15 protein-coding genes and 1 pseudogene are annotated in these 19313 nt (G+C 71.9%); 11 read left to right on the top strand and 5 right to left on the bottom strand.

Going from position 1 to position 19313, the window contains the following annotated elements; all coding sequences use genetic code 11:
* The first annotated feature begins 166 nt into the window (after nucleotides 1-166).
* From pdhA (WBG99_RS17225) to WBG99_RS17200, 6 genes are all read left to right on the top strand, one after another.
* Entirely contained in the window at nucleotides 167-1303 is a 1137-nt protein-coding gene (gene pdhA / locus WBG99_RS17225; protein WP_338897159.1) for a pyruvate dehydrogenase (acetyl-transferring) E1 component subunit alpha, read from the top strand.
* Entirely contained in the window at nucleotides 1300-2304 is a 1005-nt protein-coding gene (locus tag WBG99_RS17220; protein ID WP_338897158.1) for an alpha-ketoacid dehydrogenase subunit beta, read from the top strand. The genes pdhA (WBG99_RS17225) and WBG99_RS17220 overlap by 4 nt, the downstream gene beginning before the upstream one ends.
* A complete protein-coding gene (locus WBG99_RS17215; protein WP_338897157.1) occupies nucleotides 2304-3683 on the top strand; it encodes a dihydrolipoamide acetyltransferase family protein in 1380 nt (459 codons plus the stop codon). Before WBG99_RS17220 ends, WBG99_RS17215 begins: the two co-directional genes overlap by 1 nt.
* 115 nt (nucleotides 3684-3798) lie before the next feature.
* Nucleotides 3799-4782: an NTP transferase domain-containing protein gene (locus WBG99_RS17210; protein WP_338897156.1), complete on the top strand. Its 984-nt coding sequence runs from the start codon at nucleotides 3799-3801 to the stop codon at nucleotides 4780-4782.
* A complete protein-coding gene (locus WBG99_RS17205) occupies nucleotides 4779-6131 on the top strand; it encodes a molybdopterin molybdotransferase MoeA (protein ID WP_338897155.1) in 1353 nt (450 codons plus the stop codon). Before WBG99_RS17210 ends, WBG99_RS17205 begins: the two co-directional genes overlap by 4 nt.
* 64 nt (nucleotides 6132-6195) lie before the next feature.
* Nucleotides 6196-7287 (top strand): potassium channel family protein, encoded by a 1092-nt coding sequence (locus WBG99_RS17200; protein WP_338897154.1) that lies wholly within the window; start codon nucleotides 6196-6198, stop codon nucleotides 7285-7287.
* A 143-nt stretch (nucleotides 7288-7430) separates the two neighbouring features.
* Here the strand turns inward: WBG99_RS17200 and WBG99_RS17195 are convergent, their stop codons facing one another.
* Complete coding sequence (locus tag WBG99_RS17195; protein ID WP_338897153.1) at nucleotides 7431-8279, bottom strand: ABC transporter permease; 849 nt, start codon at nucleotides 8277-8279, stop codon at nucleotides 7431-7433.
* Nucleotides 8276-9307 (bottom strand): ATP-binding cassette domain-containing protein, encoded by a 1032-nt coding sequence (locus tag WBG99_RS17190; protein WP_338897152.1) that lies wholly within the window; start codon nucleotides 9305-9307, stop codon nucleotides 8276-8278. Before WBG99_RS17190 ends, WBG99_RS17195 begins: the two co-directional genes overlap by 4 nt.
* 431 nt (nucleotides 9308-9738) lie before the next feature.
* Between WBG99_RS17190 and WBG99_RS17185 the strand changes: the two genes are divergently transcribed.
* Nucleotides 9739-10719, top strand: a complete 981-nt coding sequence (locus WBG99_RS17185) for an NAD(P)H-quinone oxidoreductase (RefSeq protein WP_338897151.1) — start codon at nucleotides 9739-9741, stop codon at nucleotides 10717-10719.
* Between the two features lie 236 nt (nucleotides 10720-10955).
* Here the strand turns inward: WBG99_RS17185 and WBG99_RS17180 are convergent, their stop codons facing one another.
* Nucleotides 10956-11378: a hypothetical protein gene (locus tag WBG99_RS17180; protein ID WP_338897150.1), complete on the bottom strand. Its 423-nt coding sequence runs from the start codon at nucleotides 11376-11378 to the stop codon at nucleotides 10956-10958.
* A gap of 481 nt (nucleotides 11379-11859) precedes the next feature.
* Between WBG99_RS17180 and WBG99_RS17175 the strand changes: the two genes are divergently transcribed.
* Nucleotides 11860-12402: a bacterial proteasome activator family protein gene (locus tag WBG99_RS17175; RefSeq protein WP_338897149.1), complete on the top strand. Its 543-nt coding sequence runs from the start codon at nucleotides 11860-11862 to the stop codon at nucleotides 12400-12402.
* Between the two features lie 168 nt (nucleotides 12403-12570).
* Here WBG99_RS17175 and WBG99_RS17170 read toward each other — a convergent pair whose 3' ends face one another.
* On the bottom strand, nucleotides 12571-14232 hold the full coding sequence (locus WBG99_RS17170) for a protein kinase (protein ID WP_338897148.1): 1662 nt from the start codon (nucleotides 14230-14232) through the stop codon (nucleotides 12571-12573).
* Nucleotides 14233-14623: 391 nt separating this feature from the next.
* Here WBG99_RS17170 and WBG99_RS17165 point away from each other — a divergent pair, with 391 nt between their 5' ends.
* On the top strand, nucleotides 14624-16207 hold the full coding sequence (locus WBG99_RS17165; protein ID WP_338897147.1) for a protein kinase: 1584 nt from the start codon (nucleotides 14624-14626) through the stop codon (nucleotides 16205-16207).
* 53 nt (nucleotides 16208-16260) lie between these two features.
* On the opposite strand, the pseudogene WBG99_RS17160 reads toward WBG99_RS17165, so the two are convergent.
* Nucleotides 16261-16422 (bottom strand): annotated as a pseudogene (locus WBG99_RS17160) (aminoglycoside phosphotransferase); the annotation flags it as partial.
* 645 nt (nucleotides 16423-17067) lie between these two features.
* Here WBG99_RS17160 and pdhA (WBG99_RS17155) point away from each other — a divergent pair.
* Both pdhA (WBG99_RS17155) and WBG99_RS17150 read left to right on the top strand, forming a co-directional pair.
* Entirely contained in the window at nucleotides 17068-18285 is a 1218-nt protein-coding gene (gene pdhA, locus WBG99_RS17155; protein ID WP_338897146.1) for a pyruvate dehydrogenase (acetyl-transferring) E1 component subunit alpha, read from the top strand.
* 44 nt (nucleotides 18286-18329) lie between these two features.
* On the top strand, nucleotides 18330-19307 hold the full coding sequence (locus WBG99_RS17150; RefSeq protein ID WP_338900369.1) for an alpha-ketoacid dehydrogenase subunit beta: 978 nt from the start codon (nucleotides 18330-18332) through the stop codon (nucleotides 19305-19307).
* The last annotated feature ends 6 nt before the right edge of the window (nucleotides 19308-19313 follow it).

Below are 19313 nucleotides of genomic sequence, written 5' to 3'. Positions count from 1 at the left end.
GCCTCCCTGCCGTGGACGTACTGCGTTCATTCCAGGCTGCGCAGAACCGTTTGTCCACAGCCTGAGGGTGCCTGTAGCCAAAATGCGCCAACGACCGAACAATCGGTAGGTGAGACGCGTCACAGCCGTGCCGTGTCCCCGAGCCACTCCCACGAGGAGGTGCCGTATGACGGTCATGGAGCAGCGGGGCGCGTACCGCCCGACACCACCGCCCGCCTGGCAGCCCCGCACGGATCCGGCGCCGCTGCTGCCCGACGCGCGGCCGTACCGCGTGCTCGGCACCGAAGCGGTGGCCGACGCGGACCCCGCGCTGCTGCGCCGGCTCTACGCGGAGCTGGTGCGCGGCCGTCGCTACAACACGCAGGCCACGGCCCTGACCAAGCAGGGCAGGCTCGCCGTCTACCCCTCCAGCACGGGCCAGGAGGCCTGCGAGGTCGCCGCCGCGCTCGTCCTCGAAGAGCGCGACTGGCTCTTCCCGAGCTACCGCGACACGCTCGCCGCCGTCGCCCGCGGCCTCGACCCCGTGCAGGCGCTCACGCTGCTGCGCGGCGACTGGCACACCGGCTACGACCCGCACGAGCACCGGGTCGCGCCCCTGTGCACGCCCCTCGCCACCCAGCTTCCGCACGCCGTGGGCCTCGCGCACGCCGCACGCCTCCGGGGCGACGACGTGGTCGCGCTCGCCCTGGTGGGTGACGGCGGCACCAGCGAGGGCGACTTCCACGAGGCGCTGAACTTCGCCGCAGTCTGGCAGGCCCCGGTCGTCTTCCTTGTCCAGAACAACGGCTTCGCGATCTCCGTCCCGCTCGCCAAGCAGACCGCCGCCCCGTCACTGGCACACAAGGCCGTCGGCTACGGGATGCCGGGCCGCCTGGTCGACGGCAACGACGCGGCGGCCGTGCACCAGGTGCTCGCCGAAGCCGTGGCCCACGCGCGCGCGGGTGGTGGCCCCACGCTGGTCGAGGCGGTGACGTACCGCATCGACGCCCACACCAACGCCGACGACGCGACCCGCTACCGCGGTGACGCCGAGGTCGACACCTGGCGCGCCCACGACCCGATCGCGCTCCTGGAACACGAGCTGACCGAGCGCGAACTCCTCGACGAGGCGGGCATCCGGGCCGCGCGGGACGCCGCCGAGACGATGGCCGCCGATCTGCGCGAGCGCATGAACCAGGACCCGGTGCTCGACCCCATGGACCTCTTCGCCCACGTGTACGCCGAGCCCACCCCGCATCTGCGGGACCAGGAGGCGCTGTTGCGGGCCGAGCTGGCGGCGGAGGAAGAAGGGGCGCACCGATGACCACCGTCGCTCTCAAGCCCGCCACCATGGCGCAGGCGCTCACCCGCGCCCTCCGCGACGCCATGACCGCCGACCCGACCGTGCACGTCATGGGCGAGGACGTCGGCACCCTCGGCGGAGTCTTCCGGGTCACCGACGGCCTCGCCGAGGAGTTCGGCGAGGACCGGGTCACCGACACCCCGCTCGCCGAGGCGGGCATCCTCGGCACGGCCGTCGGCATGGCCATGTACGGGCTCCGGCCGGTCGTGGAGATGCAGTTCGACGCGTTCGCCTACCCGGCGTTCGAGCAGCTGATCAGCCATGTCGCCCGCATGCGCAACCGCACGCGCGGGGCGATGCCGCTGCCCGTCACCATCCGCGTTCCCTACGGCGGTGGCATCGGCGGCGTCGAACACCACAGCGACTCCTCCGAGGCGTACTACATGGCGACTCCGGGGCTCCATGTCGTCACACCCGCCACAGTCGCCGACGCCTACGGGCTGCTGCGCGCCGCCATCGCCTCCGACGACCCGGTCGTGTTCCTGGAGCCCAAGCGCCTGTACTGGTCGAAGGACTCCTGGAACCCCGAGGAACCGCAGGCCGTCGAGCCGATCGGCCGCGCGGCCGTGCGCCGCACCGGTCGCAGCGCCACCCTCATCACCTACGGCCCGTCCGTGCCCGTCTGCCTGGAGGCCGCCGAGGCGGCCACGGGCGAGGGCTGGGACCTCGAAGTCGTCGACCTGCGCTCGCTCGTGCCCTTCGACGACGAGACGGTCGCCGCGTCGGTGCGGCGGACCGGACGCGCCGTCGTCGTCCACGAGTCCGGTGGGTACGGCGGTCCGGGCGGCGAGATCGCGGCCCGCGTCACCGAGCGCTGCTTCCACCACCTGGAGGCGCCCGTGCTGCGCGTCGCCGGGTTCGACATCCCCTATCCGCCGCCGATGCTGGAGCGCCACCATCTGCCCGGCGTCGACAGGATCCTCGATGCCGTGGGGCGCCTGCAGTGGGAGGCGGAGAGCTGATGGCCCAGGTGCTGGAGTTCAAGCTGCCCGACCTCGGTGAGGGGCTCACCGAGGCCGAGATCGTGCGCTGGCTGGTGCAGGTCGGCGACGTCGTCGCCGTCGACCAGCCCGTCGTCGAGGTCGAGACCGCCAAGGCCATGGTCGAGGTCCCCTGCCCCTATGGCGGCGTCGTCACCGCCCGCTTCGGTGAGGAGGGCACGGAACTGCCCGTGGGAGCACCGCTGTTGACGGTGGCGGTCGGGGCTTCTGCCTCCGGCGACACCGCCGAGGAGGGCTCCGGCAACGTCCTGGTGGGATACGGCACCGGTGCGCCTGCGGCACGGCGCAGGCGGGTGCGGCCGGAGGCGCCCGTCCGGGCGGCGGAACCCGCCGGAGCCACGGCGGGCACGGCGCGGCCCGCCGCTGCCCGGACAGCACCCGCTCTTGCCGCCCCCGAGCGGCCGGACGGCCCCGTGCCGGTCATCTCCCCGCTCGTCCGCCGCCTCGCCCGCGACAACGGCCTGGATCTGCGGACGCTGCACGGCTCGGGCCCCGAGGGCCTGATCCTCCGGGCGGACGTCGAGCGCGCGCTGCGGGAGGCTCCGCAGGGGACGGCCCCGGCCGTCGGCGTCCCGGCGCCGCACGCCTCCTCGGTCACGGCGCCCCAGGCGGCTCTGCCCGCCCCCGTCGCCTCCCCGCCGGCCGATGGCCTCGGCACCCGCATCCCCCTGCGCGGGGTCCGTGGCGCCGTCGCCGACAAGCTCTCCCGCAGCCGGCGCGAGATCCCGGACGCGACCTGCTGGGTGGACGCCGACGCCACGGAACTCATGGAAGCCCGCAGGGCGATGAATGCGTCCGGCGGCCCGAAGATCTCCCTCCTCGCACTGCTCGCCCGGATCTGCACCGCCGCGCTGGCCCGCTTCCCGGAGCTCAACTCGACGGTCGACACGGACGCCCGCGAGGTCGTACGGCTGGACCGGGTGGACCTCGGGTTCGCCGCGCAGACGGACCGGGGGCTGGTCGTGCCCGTCGTACGGGACGCGCACAGCAGGAACGCGGAGTCGCTGAGCGCCGAGTTCGCCCGGCTGACCGAGGCGGCGCGGACCGGGAGACTGACGCCCGGCCAGCTGACCGGCGGGACCTTCACGCTGAACAACTACGGCGTCTTCGGCGTCGACGGTTCCACACCGATCATCAACCACCCCGAGGCCGCCATGCTCGGCGTCGGCCGCATCGTCCCCAAGCCCTGGGTGCACGAGGGCGGGCTGGCGGTGCGGCAGGTCGTACAGCTCTCGCTCACCTTCGACCACCGGGTGTGCGACGGCGGCACGGCGGGCGGCTTCCTGCGGTACGTGGCGGACTGCGTCGAACAGCCGGCGGTGCTGCTGCGCACGCTGTGACCACCGGCTGCGCCGCCCAGGGCCCGCCGGCTCTCCGCCCTCGGGGCAGGGTCTGCCGTGACGGCGTGACCTTCCCCGCGTTCCCTGTGCTCGGGGCGGCACGCATACTCGGGGAATGACCGCGTACGAGCCCCCGGGCGGCCCCGGTACCGAGGCGTTCGACGCCGTCGTGCTCGCCGGAGGCGCCGCCCGGCGGCTCGGCGGCGCCGACAAGCCCGCCGTACGCGTGGGCGGACGGGCCCTGCTCGACCGGGTGCTGGCCGCCTGCGCCGGGGCCGGGACGACCGTCGTCGTCGCCGGCCCCCGCCCCACCGCGCGGCCCGTGCGGTGGGCCCGCGAGGAACCCCTCGGCGGCGGCCCCCTCGCCGCGCTGGACGCCGGACTCCGGCACACCGGCGCGCCGCAGCTCGTCGTCCTCTCCGCCGACCTGCCGTTCCTCGACGAGGAGACGGTACGAAGGCTGCTCGACGCCCTCCGGAGCAGCGCGGGCCCCGTCGACGGAGTCCTGGTCACTGACCCCGACGGCCGTGATCAGCCCCTCGTGGCCGCCTACCGGGCCGACGCCCTGCGCCGCGAGCTCGCGCGGCTCGCCGCCCGCCACGACGGCCTGACCGGACTTCCCCTGCGGCGGCTGACCGCCGCGCTGCACCTCACCCGTATCACCGACCCGGTCGCGTCCTTCGACTGCGACACCTGGGACGACATCGCCGCCGCCCGCGCACGGATCAGGGAGCATGGCCACGTGTTGGATGAATGGATTTCCGCAGTCAAGGACGAGTTGGGGATCGACCTCGACGTCGACATCACCGAGTTGCTCGACCTCGCCCGTGATGCCGCCCACAACGTGGCCCGGCCCGCCGCCCCGCTGACCACGTTCCTCGTCGGCTACGCCGCCGCCAAGGCCGGGGGAGGACCCGAGGCGGTGACCGAGGCCGCCCGCAAGGCCGCCGCCCTGGCCCTCAGCTGGGCCGACGAAGACGCCCCCGACGTCAAGCCGGACGGCGGGTCCGGCCCGCACACCGCCCCGGGCCCTGAGACCAGCCCGGACACCGCCCCGGGCCCCGAGACCAGCCCGGACACCGCCCCGGACGCCGGATGACCGCCCAGGACGCCGAGGAACTCGACGTGGAGGAGGCGCTGGCCGTGGCCAACGACAGGGGCGCCCGGGGGCCCGGCGAGCCCCGCTCCTCCCGGAAAACGCCCACGGCCGGTCGGGCCGGCGCCCACCGGGCCGAGGACGACTCCCACCACCGGGCCACCGCCTGGCCCGAGGCCCGCGCCGTCGCCGAACGCGCCGCCCGCTCCGCCGGGGGCCGTGCCCCCGTGTCCGTCACCGTCGACGACGCCCTCGGCCTCGTCCTCGCCGCCCCCCTCACCGCCCTCACCGATCTCCCCTCCTTCGACACCTCCGCGATGGACGGCTGGGCGGTCGCGGGCCCCGGCCCTTGGGACGTACGGGAGGACGGTGTGCTGGCAGGGCACGCCGAACCCGGGCGGCTCACGGACGGGGAGGCGGTGCGTATCGCCACCGGCGCGCGCATCCCGCCCGACACGACCGCCGTCCTGCGCAGCGAGCACGGCCGCACCGACGGCAAGGGAAGGCTGTACGCGAGTCGTGACCTGGCTCACGGGCAGGACATCCGCCCACGCGGCCAGGAGTGCCGCGACGGCGACCAACTGCTGCCACCCGGCACACAGCTCACCCCGGCCGCGCTCGGGCTCGCGGCGGCGGCCGGGTACGACACGCTGACGGTGCTCCCCCGTCCACGCGTCGAACTGCTCGTCCTGGGCGACGAACTGCTCACCGAAGGGCTGCCCCGTGGGGGCCTGATCCGGGACGCCCTCGGTCCGATGCTGCCGTCCTGGCTCCGGGCGCTCGGCGCCGAGGTCACCGCCGTACGCCGCCTCGGCGACGACGCGGACGCCCTTTACCGGGCGGTGAAGGACTCCTCCGCCGACCTCATCGTCACCACGGGCGGCACGGCCGCCGGGCCCGTCGACCATGTCCATCCCACCCTCCGCCGCTTCGGCGCGGAACTCCTGGTCAACGGCGTGGAGGTGCGCCCGGGGCACCCCATGCTGCTGGCCCGCGTCCAGCAGGGCCGGCACCTCGTGGGCCTGCCCGGTAACCCGCTGGCCGCTGTTTCCGGGCTGTTCACGCTCGGCGAGCCCCTGCTGCGGACCCTTGCCGGACGCGCCGCCCCGGAGCCGTACGCGATGCCCCTGCGGGAGGCGGTGCACGGGCACCCGTATGACACCCGGCTCATTCCTGTCGCTCTGCGCGGCGACGACGCCGTACCGCTGCACTACAGCGGTCCGGCTATGCTCCGCGGCATCGCCACCGCCGACGCCCTTGCCGTCGTGCCGCCCGGCGGCGCCCGCCCCGGGCAGGAGCTGGAACTGCTCGACCTGCCCTGGGCGACAGCGGGGATCCAGGTGTTCACGTGAAACACAGGGCGGGTGGGGACGAAGTACAGCCAGGGGACATACGGCGAAACGGGGAGTGTTTCACGTGAAACTGCCGGGCCATGACGTGATCGCCCGCCACGCGGACGAGCGTCTCGTGACCCACCAGGTGAGGCTGCCGAGAAGAGAGGTCGAGCGCCCGATCCGGCAGGTCGGCAGGCGGCTGGCGATGGCGCTGTTCGTGCTGATCGCGACCGCGTTCATCGTCTATGCCGACCGTGACGGCTACACCGACAGTTCCGACGGCACCGTAGACCTGCTCGACGCGTTCTACTACGCCACCGTCACCCTCTCCACCACCGGGTACGGAGACGTCGCTCCGGTCAGCGACGCGGCCCGGCTCACCAACATCTTCGTGATCACGCCACTGCGCGTGCTGTTCCTGATCATCCTGGTCGGGACCACACTGGAGGTCCTCACGGAGCGTACGCGCGAGGAATGGCGACTGAACCGCTGGAGGGCGACCTTGAGGGAGCACACCGTTGTCGTCGGCTGGGGCACCAAGGGACGGTCGGCGATCCAGACCGTCTGTGCGTCGGGGCTGAAGAAGGAGCAGGTCGTCGTCGTGGACCCCAGCTCCAAGGTCATCGAGGCGGCGACGGCCGAGGGGTATACGGGAGTCGTCGGGGACGCGACCCGCAGCGATGTGCTGTTGCGGGCCGAGACGCAGAAGGCGCGGCAGATCATCATCTCGACCGCGCGGGACGACACCGCCGTACTGGTCGCGCTGACCGCCCGTCAGCTCAACCGAGGGGCGAAGATCGTGGCCGCCGTCCGGGAGGAGGAGAACGCTCCGCTGCTGAAGCAGTCCGGAGCCGATGTCGTCATCACCAGCGCCAGCGCGGCCGGGCGGCTCCTCGGACTCTCCGTGCTCAGCCCCACCGCCGGCATGGTCATGGAGGACCTCATCCAGCAGGGCAGCGGGCTCGACATCATCGAGCGGCCGGTCATAAAGGCCGAGGTGGGGCGCAGCGCCCGGGAGACGGCGGACCTGGTGGTCAGCGTCCTGCGCGGCCATCGTGTGCTCGGCTACGACGACCCGGCCGTCGGGGAACTCCAGTTGACGGACCGCCTCATCACCATCGTGCGCGCGACCCCGAGCACCAAGGTCACCCCCCACACGAAGCACCTGCCGTAGCGGACCAGCGGAAGCGGGAGCGGGGAGCGGGACGGTCCGACGCGGTGCCGCCGACGGCGACCGCCTCGAAACAAGAGGGCGCCCCGGGGATGCACTCCCTGGGGCGCCCTCACGGTATGGGGTGCGCCTGGTTCGGACGGGCCTTACTTGCGGTTGTACAGGCGCATCGTGATCGGTCCGAAGACCAGCACGAACAGGGCGGACCAGCCCAGCGTCCAGGCGATCTCCGCGGTGGGCCACTCGCCCGCCATCAGCTCGCGGACCGCCGAGGCGAGGTGGGTGACAGGGCTGTTGTTGACGAACGCCTGGAGCCAGCCCGGCATGGTGCCCGGGTCGACGAAGACGTTGGACAGGAAGGTCAGCGGGAAGATCACCATCATGCTGACGCCCATCACGGACTTCTCGGTGCGCAGCATGAGGCCGAACATCGTCCAGATCCACGAGAACGCGAACGAGAAGACGATGAGCAGCGCGACTCCGGCGGCCACGCCCGGCACCCCGCCGTCCGGGCGGTAGCCGAGGATCATGCCGACGGTGAGCATCACCACGGACGCGATGGCGTAGCGCAGGGCATCGCCCAGCAGATAGCCGACCATCACCGATGGCCGCCAGATCGGCAGGGAGCGGAACCGGTCGAAGACGCCCTTCTCGATATCCGTGTTGACCGAGATGCCCGTGTACATCGTGATCATCACGACCGACATCACCAGGATGCCCGGCAGCAGGAACTGGATGTACTCCTCCGGGGAGCCGGCCAGGGCACCGCCGAAGAGGTACGTGTACATCAGCACCATCATGATCGGGAAGGCGGTGACGTCGAAGAGCTGTTCCGGCACATGCTTGATCTTGAGCATGGCCCGCCAGCCGAAGGTCAGCGACGCCGACAGGGCGCTGGGCCTCGGCGGTCGCTCCTTGGTGACGAGCAGCGCGGCGAGCGACTCGGCGCTGACGGGGGCGAGTTCCCTGCTCTCGGTGGTGGTCGCGGTGCTCATGCCGCCGCCTCGTCCTTCGTCTCGTGGGTGTCGTCGACCGGCGCGGCCGATGCCTTGGTGTCGTGTCCGGTGAGGGCGAGGAACACCTCGTCCAGGCTGGGCTGTCCCAGCGAGAAGTTGTCGACGGTGATGCCCGTGCGGGCCAGCTCGGCGAGTGCGCGGGCGGCTGCCTCGGCCGCGCCCTGCCCGGTGGCGGACCCCGTGCCGACGCGGGCAGTCAGCGCCACCGGGTCCGGTTCGCGCTGCACATCGGCGTCGAGAGCGAGCCGCAGTACCTCCTCGGCCTGCGGCCGCTGGGCCGCGTCGCGCAGCCGCAGATGGACGGAACCGGCGCCGACGGACGCTTTCAGCTCCCCCTTCGTGCCTTCCGCGATCACCTTGCCCTGGTCGATGACGGCGATCCGGGACGCCAGCTGGTCGGCCTCGTCCAGATACTGCGTGGTCAGCAGCACCGTCGTGCCCTGGGCGACCACCGCACGCACGATGTCCCACACCTGGTTGCGGCTGCGCGGGTCGAGGCCGGTCGTCGGCTCGTCCAGGAAGAGCAGGTCGGGCGTGTTCAGGATGGACGCGGCGATGTCGATACGGCGCCGCATGCCGCCCGAGTAGTGCTTGACCTGTTTGCCGGCCGCCTCGCTCAGCCCGAAGGCCTCCAGCAGTTGCTCGGCGCGGAGCCGCGCCGAGCGCTTGCCGTGGCCGAGGAGCCGGGCGAGCAGCACCAGGTTCTCGGCGCCCGTGAGGTCCTCGTCCACGGAGGCGTACTGCCCGGTCAGGCTCACCCGGCCGCGCACCTCGTCGGCCTCCCGGACGACGTCGTGACCGAAGACGTGCGCCTCGCCGCCGTCGGGTCGCAGCAGGGTGGCGAGCATCTTCACCGTGGTGGTCTTGCCGGCGCCGTTCGGGCCGAGGACGCCGTAGACCGTGCCGGCCGGCACGGCCAGGTCGACTCCGTCGACGGCCCGGGTCTCGCCGAACGTCTTCACCAGACCCGCGGTCTCGATCGCGAGGCCGGACGTCTGTGCGCTCATGTTGAGGTCCTTCCACGTACGGGGCCCGTGTCCGGGGCTACGTGAGGGGAGACCACCGGGACCGCCGAAACTCATCGGTGGCCGCGCGGGCAATCACGACTGCCTCGCCTGCTTCCGCGTCGGGGCGAAGAGCGTCCGCGAGTACCCGAGCGGCCGTAGGGTCTCCACGGTCTCGCCGATGATGACTGATCGCACCTCAATTAGTCGGGACCAAGGGCGTGATCAGGCCAAGAGGGCAGGAGGATCGGACCGGGGACGCAGGCCGGTGGGTGCCGGGGCGCGGGTCACAGGAGCCGGGGGCGCGGCTGGTGGGAGTCGGCGACACGGGCCTACGAGGGCCGAGGGCGCAGGTCGGCCGGGGCTGGGGCTGGGCGGAAGTGCTGGGGCGGGGCTGGGGTCTGAGCGTGGAGGGCGGGGGTAGCGTCCCCCTCATGTATGCGATCACGATTCCCGAACCCGGTGGACCCGAGGCGCTGGTCTGGGACGAGGTCCCCGATCCGGTGCCCGGCGAGGGCGAAGTGCTCGTCGAGGTGGCGGCGAGCGCTGTGAACCGCGCCGACCTGCTCCAGCGGCAGGGGTTCTACGACCCACCGCCCGGCGCCTCCCCCTCCCCCGGCCTGGAGTGCTCCGGGCGCATCGCGGAGATCGGGCCCGGCGTGGCCGGGTGGAGCGTCGGCGACGAGGTGTGCGCGCTGCTCTCGGGCGGTGGCTACGCCGAGAAGGCCGTCGCCCCGGCCGGCCAACTGCTGCCCGTGCCGACGGGCCTCGATCTCAACCGGGCCGCCGCGCTGCCCGAGGTGACCTGCACCGTCTGGTCGAACGTCTTCATGATCGCCCACCTGCGCCCCGGCGAGACCCTCCTCGTGCACGGCGGCTCCAGCGGCATCGGCACGATGGCCATCCAGCTCGCCAAGGCCGTCGGCGCGAAGGTCGCCGTCACCGCGGGTACCAAGGAGAAGCTCGAACAGTGCGCCGCCCTGGGCGCGGACATCCTGATCAACTACCGCGAACAGGACTTCGTCGAGGAGGTCCGGAAGGCCACGGACCGCAAGGGCGCGGACGTCATCCTCGACAACATGGGCGCCAAGTATCTCGACCGCAACGTCCGTGTCCTCGCCGTCAACGGCCGCCTCGCGATCATCGGTATGCAGGGCGGCATCAAGGGCGAGCTGAACATCGGCGCCCTCCTCGCCAAGCGCGCCGCCATCAGCGCGACCTCGTTGCGCGCCCGGCCCCTGGAGGAGAAGACCGCCATCGTGGCCGCCGTGCGTGAACACGTGTGGCCGCTCATCGTCGACGGCCACGTACGCCCGGTCGTCGACCGCGAGATCCCCATGAACGACGCGGCCACGGCCCATCGGGTCCTGGAGGAGAGCAGCCACGTCGGCAAGGTGCTCCTGGTCGCGCCGTAGGCTGCCCGGCCTTCCCGCGGGAAGGCCGCGGGAGCGCCGCCGGAAGGCCGGAGCAGCAGTGTGGGGGTGCCGCAGGGGAGGCAACCTGGTCGACACCCACGGGGCCGTGTTTCCGGCGGAGGCGGCGGCCTGGGTGCACAGCGGCTGCGCCACCTCGTGCACGCCTGGTGGCGCGGCCGACGGCGTTCGGCCCCGTCGCGCAGACGTCGCCTGCCACGGCACGGGCTCGGCCCTGCTCAGTCCCGCCGTATCCGCAGCCCCACGAAGGCCAGCCCGAGGCCAAGGCCCATCAGCATGAGTCCGGTGCCGAGGGGGAGAACCTGCAGGACGGGCTCCTCGGCGGTGCCGGTTCCGGGCGGGGCGGCCGGTACGGGCGGGGCGGCGTTCTGCGACGGCAAGGGGGCGACGTCGGCGTCCGGGCCGTCCGGCTCCGGGGCGGGCTCTTCCGGGGGCGCGTTCGCGTCGTCCTCCGGTTCCACGGGACCGGCGTCCTGGCGCCCCGGCCGCTCCCGCCCCTCGCCCGCCCGACTGCCGGCCCAGGAGGTGGCGGGGTCGGGCTCGGCGGCGTGCGTCGGTACGGCCCCCACCCCCAGGACCACAAAAAGCCCGGCGACGAGAACCAGTCCCGTCACCCGCACCGAGCGAATCCAAGGAGTCACGCGCTCAGCCTCACACGCCACCGCCGCCCCGGCATCTCGGAACCCGCCCACCGAAAGCCCGCCCGGCGCCCGGAGCCCGGCGCCCGGCCACAAGCCCACGGCCCACCACCGACCGCTCACGCCCCGCCCCGAGTCGCCGGCCCGCCGCAACCCGGCCGGGGCTCATCCGCCGCGCCCGCCCCCGGGTCCGCCGTGAACGTTCGGGCAGCCACCGCAGCCGGTCGCCGATGACACGACCAAGCCCGCCGATGCCCGCCCGGAGCCGGCAGAATCCCACCCCGGGGGCCCGGCTGGTCCCGAGCCCTCCGCAGCCCCGTGCCGACCTCCGCAGCCGCCCCCTGGCCCACCGACCATCCCACCCACCCCACCCCCGGCAGCCGCCCGGCCGCCAGGGGCGCGAACAGCTTGTCCGTAAGCGGTGGATCACGCTGTGGCGGGGGCACCGAGATGGGGAGGTGTGCGGGTGCGAGAGAATGGCGGCATGGAGATGCCGAGGAACGAACGGTCGCCGGAACAGCCCCAGATCCTGGTCGTGGGTCAGGACGGCATGGCAGTGGGCGGCGGAGGAGACGAGGACTCCCGCGAGGTCCCGGTGACGGAGATGGTGGAACAGCCGGCCAAGGTGATGCGCATCGGCAGCATGATCAAGCAGCTGCTCGAAGAGGTGCGGGTCGCCCCTCTCGACGAGGCCAGCAGGGCCCGGCTGAAGGAGATCCACGCCAGCTCCGTCAAGGAACTGGAGGACGGTCTGGCTCCGGAGCTGGTCGAGGAGTTGGAGCGGCTCTCCCTGCCCTTCACGGACGAGGCGATCCCGAGCGACGCGGAGTTGCGGATCGCGCAGGCCCAGTTGGTCGGCTGGCTCGAAGGCCTCTTCCACGGGATCCAGACCACGCTGTTCGCCCAGCAGATGGCCGCCCGGGCCCAGCTGGAGCAGATGCGCCGCGCCCTGCCGCCCGGCGTCGGCGGCCAGGACGGCGACGACGACCCGCGCACGGTCCCCCGCTCGGGCGGGCCGTACCTCTAGCCTCCGGCCGACCGCCTCCACCGTACGCACGCGAAACCGTACGCACGCAAACGGCCCGGCACTCGAAGTGCCGGGCCGTTCTTACTCATGATCTGCCGGGATGACGGACGACCTGCAGGCGTGACTCGCCGGCGACAAGGGCGGCGACGGAGCGCCGCCCCGCAGGGCTCAGGCCGGGTTGCCCGTCGACACCTTGAGGATGATCGTGGGCATGTCCTTGGGGTCGACGTCCTCGTCGCCCGTGGGGTACTGCTCCATGACCGTGTCCTGGCCGTACGTGTTCTCGTCGACGTCCCGGGTGTCGTACTCCCAGCCCGCCGCCTGGAGGCACTTCTTCACCGAGTCGATGTTCTTGAAGGTGAAGTCCGGCAGCATGATCTTGTCGGGGTCGTTGTACGACTCCGTGGGTTCCGTGCACTCGGTGGACTCCAGGACCTTCGACGTGTCCGGGCCCTTGTGTCCCTCGACCACGGTCGGCGACGCCGACGCGGTCGCGTTGCCGTCGCCGGCCTCGGCATCGCTGCCGTTGCCCAGGGCGAGCGCCGTGATCAGCCCGCCGATCGCGACGACCGCGACGACGACCGAGCCGACGATGACGCCCTTGTTGCTCTTGCCGCCCCCGGAATGCCCCGCCGAGAGCGACGACTGCTGGGGCGACATGGTGTACGGCGGCGGAGTGGAGGGCCCCGGCCGGGGCGAGTACGCGGCCGTCTGCGGCGGGGGCCGGTAGCCGCCCTGCTGCGGGTAGCCGTAGGACGGGGCGGGTGTCGGGCCGGGCGCGGGCGTCGGCGGGCCGTATCCGCCTCCCGTCTGCGCCGGCGGCTGGTACGGCGTCTGGACGCTGCCCGACTGCGGTACGCCCGTGTGGTCGATCGGCGGGAAGACCGCGGAGGAGACGCCGGCACCGCTGGACGTCTGCGCGCCCGGCACGATGCTCGGCGCGGCGGGCTGGAGGGACGCCGCGACCCGCAGGCACTCGTCGCGCATCGTCTCGGCGCTGGGGAACCGCTCGTTCGGGTTCTTCTTCAGCGCGCGGGCGATGACGGCGTCCACGGCCGGCGGCAGGGAACGATTGATCGAGGAGGGGGCGACCGGCTCCTCCTGGACGTGCGCATACGCCACGGCCAGCGGCGAGTCCGCCTCGAACGGCAGCCGTCCCGTGGTCAGTTGGAACAGCATGATGCCGACCGAGTACAGATCGGAGCGCGCGTCCACGCCACGGCCGAGGGCCTGCTCGGGCGAGAGGTACTGCGGAGTGCCGACGACCATGCCGGTCTGCGTCATCGAGGTGACGCCGGACTGCATGGCGCGGGCGATGCCGAAGTCCATGACCTTCACGACGTTGCGCTTGGTCATCATCACGTTGCCCGGCTTGATGTCCCGGTGCACCAGGCCCATCTCATGGCTGATCTCCAGGGCCGCCAGCACGTCCGCTGTGATCTTCAGCGCCTTGTCGGCGGGCATCGCGCCGAGCTGGGCGACGTCCGCGTCGAGCACCGAGCCGAGCGGCTTGCCCTCGATGTACTCCATGACGATGTACGGCGTCGTCATGCCGTCGAGGTCGTCCTCGCCGGTGTCGAAGACCGAGACGATGTTCGTGTGCGTGAGCTTCGCCACGGCCTGGGCCTCGCGGCGGAAGCGTTCACGGAAGGCCTGTTCGCGTCCCAGCTCCGTATGGAGTGTCTTGATCGCGACCTGTCGGTCGAGCACCGAGTCGTACGCGAGGTGGACGGAGGCCATGCCGCCCTCGCCGAGCAGGTCACGCAGCTGATAGCGGCCACCGGCCAGCGACCGCCCCGCGTACCGGCCCTCTGCGGCGTCCTGGCTCATCTTCCTGCGTCCCCCATCGGCGCGCGCGAAAGCTGGTGAAATGGCTCCCGCGATCGGTGATCCTGGTGATCCTTTGTGCTATTCCCGGCCAAGTCTGCCCCAGGGCACTGACACGTCAAGCGTGGTGCCCGTTCCGTGACCGTACGCGAAAGAAGAGTCGCGGAAGCGTTACCGGGGGCGTACGCCCGGTACACACAACTTGCACGAGTGTGCGCGCTGTGGGTTTCATGGCCGGTCAACCTTTGAACCCGTCTTGAATCCGTCGCGGGCCCCTGGCGACCGGTCCCGCATCCCGCCCGGACCGAGCCCTTGCGTGAAGGCTGTAGCGTGGGCCGACGGAGACCGTGACAAGAACCGCGCGGACCGCGGGCAGAAACGACGGCGAGGACTGATGGCACAGCAGCAGCGCTCTCAGGGCCCGTCCGACCCCGAGGCGACTGGCGGCGGCATGTCTGACGCGCCGGAGTTGTGGGGCAACGGCGGGCTTGTCGGGGACGGTCGTTACCGGTTGACCCACAGACTGGGCCGGGGCGGCATGGCCGAGGTGTTCGCCGCCGAGGACGTGCGTCTCGGTCGTACGGTCGCGGTCAAGCTGCTGCGCTCCGATCTCGCCGAGGACCCCGTGTCCAAGGCCCGTTTCACGCGCGAGGCCCAGTCCGTGGCGGGCCTCAACCACCACTCGATCGTGGCGGTCTACGACTCCGGTGAAGACGTCGTGAACGGCACCCCCGTTCCGTACATCATCATGGAGTTGGTCGAGGGCCGCACCATCCGCGACCTGCTGATCAACGCGGAGGCGCCCGGCCCCGAGCAGGCGCTGATCATCGTCTCCGGTGTCCTCGAAGCGCTGGCGTACTCGCATCAGCACGGCATCGTGCACCGCGACATCAAGCCGGCGAACGTCATCATCACCACCAACGGCGCGGTGAAGGTGATGGACTTCGGCATCGCCCGCGCGCTGCACGGGGCGTCCACGACGATGACGCAGACCGGCATGGTCATGGGCACGCCGCAGTACCTCTCCCCGGAGCAGGCGCTCGGCAAGGCCGTCGACCACCGCTCCGACCTGTACGCCACCGGCTGTCTGCTCTACGAACTCCTCGCGCTCAGGCCGCCGTTCGTCGGCGAGACGCCGCTGTCGGTGGTCTACCAGCATGTGCAGGACATCCCGGTGCCGCCCTCCGAGGTGTCGGAGGGGACGGCGCCGCCGGAGCTCGACGGCCTCGCCATGCGCTCCCTCGCCAAGGACCCGGACGACCGCTTCCAGACGGCAGAGGAGATGCGCGGCCTCGTCCAGTACGGCCTGCAGATGCTGTACGACCAGGGCGGCCACACCGGTACCTGGAACACCGGGCCCGTCGCCATGCACGAGGGCAGGCACACGCCGCCCGGCGGCATGGCCGGGACGGCGGTCATGCCGCACCCCGGGGAACAGGGGACGTCGCAGATCCCGCAGCCGATCCTGCCGGGGTACGGCGGTGGCCGGGACGACGGCGGCTTCGAGGGGGGCGGCAACCGGGGCAGTGGCCGCGGCAAGCTGTGGATCCTCGCGGTGCTCGCGGTGATCGCCATCGCGGCGGGCGTCGCACTGGCGCTGAAGAACAACGGCACCAGCGGCGGCGGCACCGAGGTCACGAACTCGCCGACGGCCTCGACGTCCAGCAAGGACAAGGACACCAGCGAGACGCCGAGCGACGAGGCGACCGAGGAGAGCACGGACCAGAACACCAGCTCGGGCGGCGGCTCCAACTACACGCCGTCGTACTCGCAGTCGCCGAGCTACAGCCAGTCGCCGACGCAGAGCCAGCCGACGCAGAGCCAGCCGACGGAGGATCCGACGACGCCGGATCCGACGCCCTCGGGGGAGGCGTCGGGGACTGCGGAGAGCCCGCCGCCCGACGACGGCGGTGGCGGTGGCGGTGACGCCGCGGGTCTGACGGTCGGCGGCGGCGACGGCGGCGGCAGCGAGGAGTGACCCGGGGAGCGGCTCTCCCGAGGGCACTCGGGAGCACCCGGGGCCGCTCGGGGTCACTCCACGGACACCTCGCGCACCGCGTCGTACTGCCGCGTCCAGCACACCACCGGCGCCGGGGCCGCGGGGAACCGCGGATCGGCGCGGGTGTCGCCGCGCTCGTAGTGCCGGCGCAGCATCCAGAAGTCGGTGAGCCGTTCCCACCACACGGGGTGTACGCCCGGCGGCGAGTCGGCCGCTGCTCCAGCAGGGGGCTCAGAGGGGGCGCGTGGAGCACGAGGGGTGGTACAGGCGAGCGCGGCACGCGCCAGATGTTGGGGCGCGCGCCGAGCTGCTGACCTCGCGCTTGTCGCAGACAGTCATTTCCGGTCACAGAGGGCGCGGAACCGGACTGCGGCTTGACGCGCCTACCTACGGGTCCGCCGTTCGCTTCGATGCCGTCCTCCGAAGAGAGCAACTCTCACCGGCGATCTCGGGGCCCGCGTACGGCGAACTCTTCCCGTGGTCGGGGTGGCCGGGATAACGTGCCGGTGTTCCGGCCCCCTGCCGGGCTTGTGGCCAGTGCTGTGACCAGCAGTTGTTCCCGACGGACCCGAACTACTTGGACCCCCTAGTATCGAATTACTTGGAAATCCAAGGAAAATCGCAGGTCAGTAGGGGTTTCACAGGAATGTGGAGCACTGGGTAACGTGCCTTGTGCAGGGCGCTCGCCGGGGCACCTGTCACGTCTGTTCCCGGCCGAGGGCACCCACCCCGTGCACGGGTTCCGGGATCAGGCGAGCCGCTCCCCCAAGCTCTCAAGGAGCTGGGGGGATCCCCAGCCATCCGGCAATCCCGGGGGCCGGACCGACGGAGGAGCACACGTGACCGTGGAGAGCACTGCCGCGCGCAAGCCGCGACGCAGCGCCGCAGGCAAGACCGGTACCACCGGCGGCAAGGCGGCCGGCGCCACCGGTACCAGGCGCGCCACTGCGAAGAAGCAGGCCGGCGCCGGGCCCGAACTCGTCCAGTTGCTGACGCCCGAGGGCGAACGGGTCAAGAACGCCGAGTACGACCCGTTCGTCGCCGACATCACCCCCGACGAACTGCGTGGCCTGTACCGCGACATGGTGCTGACCCGCCGCTTCGACGCCGAGGCCACCTCCCTGCAGCGCCAGGGCGAGCTGGGCCTGTGGGCCTCGCTGCTCGGCCAGGAGGCCGCCCAGATCGGCTCCGGGCGGGCCACCCGCGAGGACGACTACGTCTTCCCGACCTACCGCGAGCACGGTGTCGCCTGGTGCCGGGGCGTCGACCCGACCAATCTGCTCGGCATGTTCCGGGGTGTGAACAACGGCGGCTGGGACCCGAACAGCAACAACTTCCACCTCTACACGATCGTCATCGGCTCCCAGGCGCTGCACGCCACGGGCTACGCCATGGGCATCGCCAAGGACGGCGCCGACTCGGCGGTCATCGCCTACTTCGGCGACGGCGCGTCCAGCCAGGGCGACGTCGCCGAGGCGTTCACCTTCTCCGCGGTCTACAACGCGCCGGTCGTGTTCTTCTGCCAGAACAACCAGTGGGCCATCTCGGAGCCCACGGAGAAGCAGACCCGCGTGCCGCTCTACCAGCGCGCCCAGGGCTTCGGCTTCCCCGGCGTCCGCGTCGACGGCAACGACGTCCTGGCCTGCCTCGCGGTCACCAAGTGGGCGCTGGAGCGCGCCCGCCGGGGCGAGGGCCCCACCCTGGTGGAGGCGTTCACGTACCGCATGGGCGCCCACACCACCTCCGACGACCCGACCCGCTACCGCCATGACGACGAGCGGGCGGCCTGGGAGGCGAAGGACCCGATCGCGCGGCTGCGCGGCTACCTGGAGTCCGACACGGACACGAACGAGGGATTCTTCGCGGAACTCGAAGCGGAGAGCGAGGCGTTGGGAAAGCGAGTGCGCGAAGTGGTGCGTGCCATGCCGGACCCGGACCACCTCGCCGTCTTCGAGAACGTGTACGCGGACGGGCACGCCCTCGTGGACGAGGAGCGCGCCCAGTTCGCCGCGTACCAGTCGTCGTTCGCCGACGTGGACGTAGAGGAGGGCAAGTAGCGATGACCACGCAGACCGCGACATCCGCTTCGGCGTCGGCCCCGGTGTCGAAGAACCTGGCGCTCGCCAAGGCGATCAACGAATCGCTGCGCAAGGCCCTCGAAGCCGACCCCAAGGTCCTCGTCATGGGCGAGGACGTCGGCAAGCTCGGCGGTGTGTTCCGGGTGACCGACGGCCTCCAGAAGGACTTCGGCGAGGACCGGGTGATCGACACCCCGCTCGCCGAGTCCGGCATCGTCGGTACCGCCATCGGCCTCGCCCTGCGGGGATACCGCCCGGTGGTCGAGATCCAGTTCGACGGGTTCGTCTTCCCCGCGTACGACCAGATCGTCACCCAGCTCGCCAAGATGCACGCGCGCTCGCTGGGCAAGGTCAAGCTCCCGGTCGTCGTCCGTATCCCGTACGGCGGCGGCATCGGCGCCGTCGAGCACCACTCCGAGTCTCCGGAGGCGCTGTTCGCCCACGTGGCGGGCCTGAAGGTGGTCTCGCCGTCGAACGCCTCGGACGCCTACTGGATGATGCAGCAGGCCATCCAGAGCGACGACCCGGTGATCTTCTTCGAGCCCAAGCGGCGCTACTGGGACAAGGCGGAGGTCAACCCCGAGGCCATCCCCGGCCCCCTGCACAAGGCCCGCGTGGTCCGCGAGGGCACCGACCTCACGCTCGTCGCGTACGGCCCGATGGTGAAGCTCTGCCAGGAGGTCGCCGACGCCGCCGCCGAGGAGGGCCGTGCCCTGGAGGTCCTGGACCTCCGCTCGGTGTCTCCCCTGGACTTCGACTCGATCCAGGCGTCCGTGGAGAAGACGCGCCGCCTCGTGGTGGTCCATGAGGCCCCGGTCTTCTTCGGCTCGGGCGCCGAGATCGCCGCCCGTGTCACCGAGCGGTGCTTCTACCACCTGGAGGCCCCCGTCCTCCGCGTCGGTGGGTACCACGCCCCGTATCCGCCGGCCCGCCTGGAGGAGGAGTACCTGCCGGGCCTGGACCGGGTGCTCGACGCCGTCGACCGCTCGCTGGCGTACTGAGGGAGA

The organism is Streptomyces sp. TG1A-60 (assembly GCF_037201975.1).
Taxonomy (GTDB): Bacteria; Actinomycetota; Actinomycetes; order Streptomycetales; family Streptomycetaceae; genus Streptomyces.
Note: the sequence above shows the minus strand (reverse complement) of the source record. Positions and strands in the feature narration are given on the sequence as shown.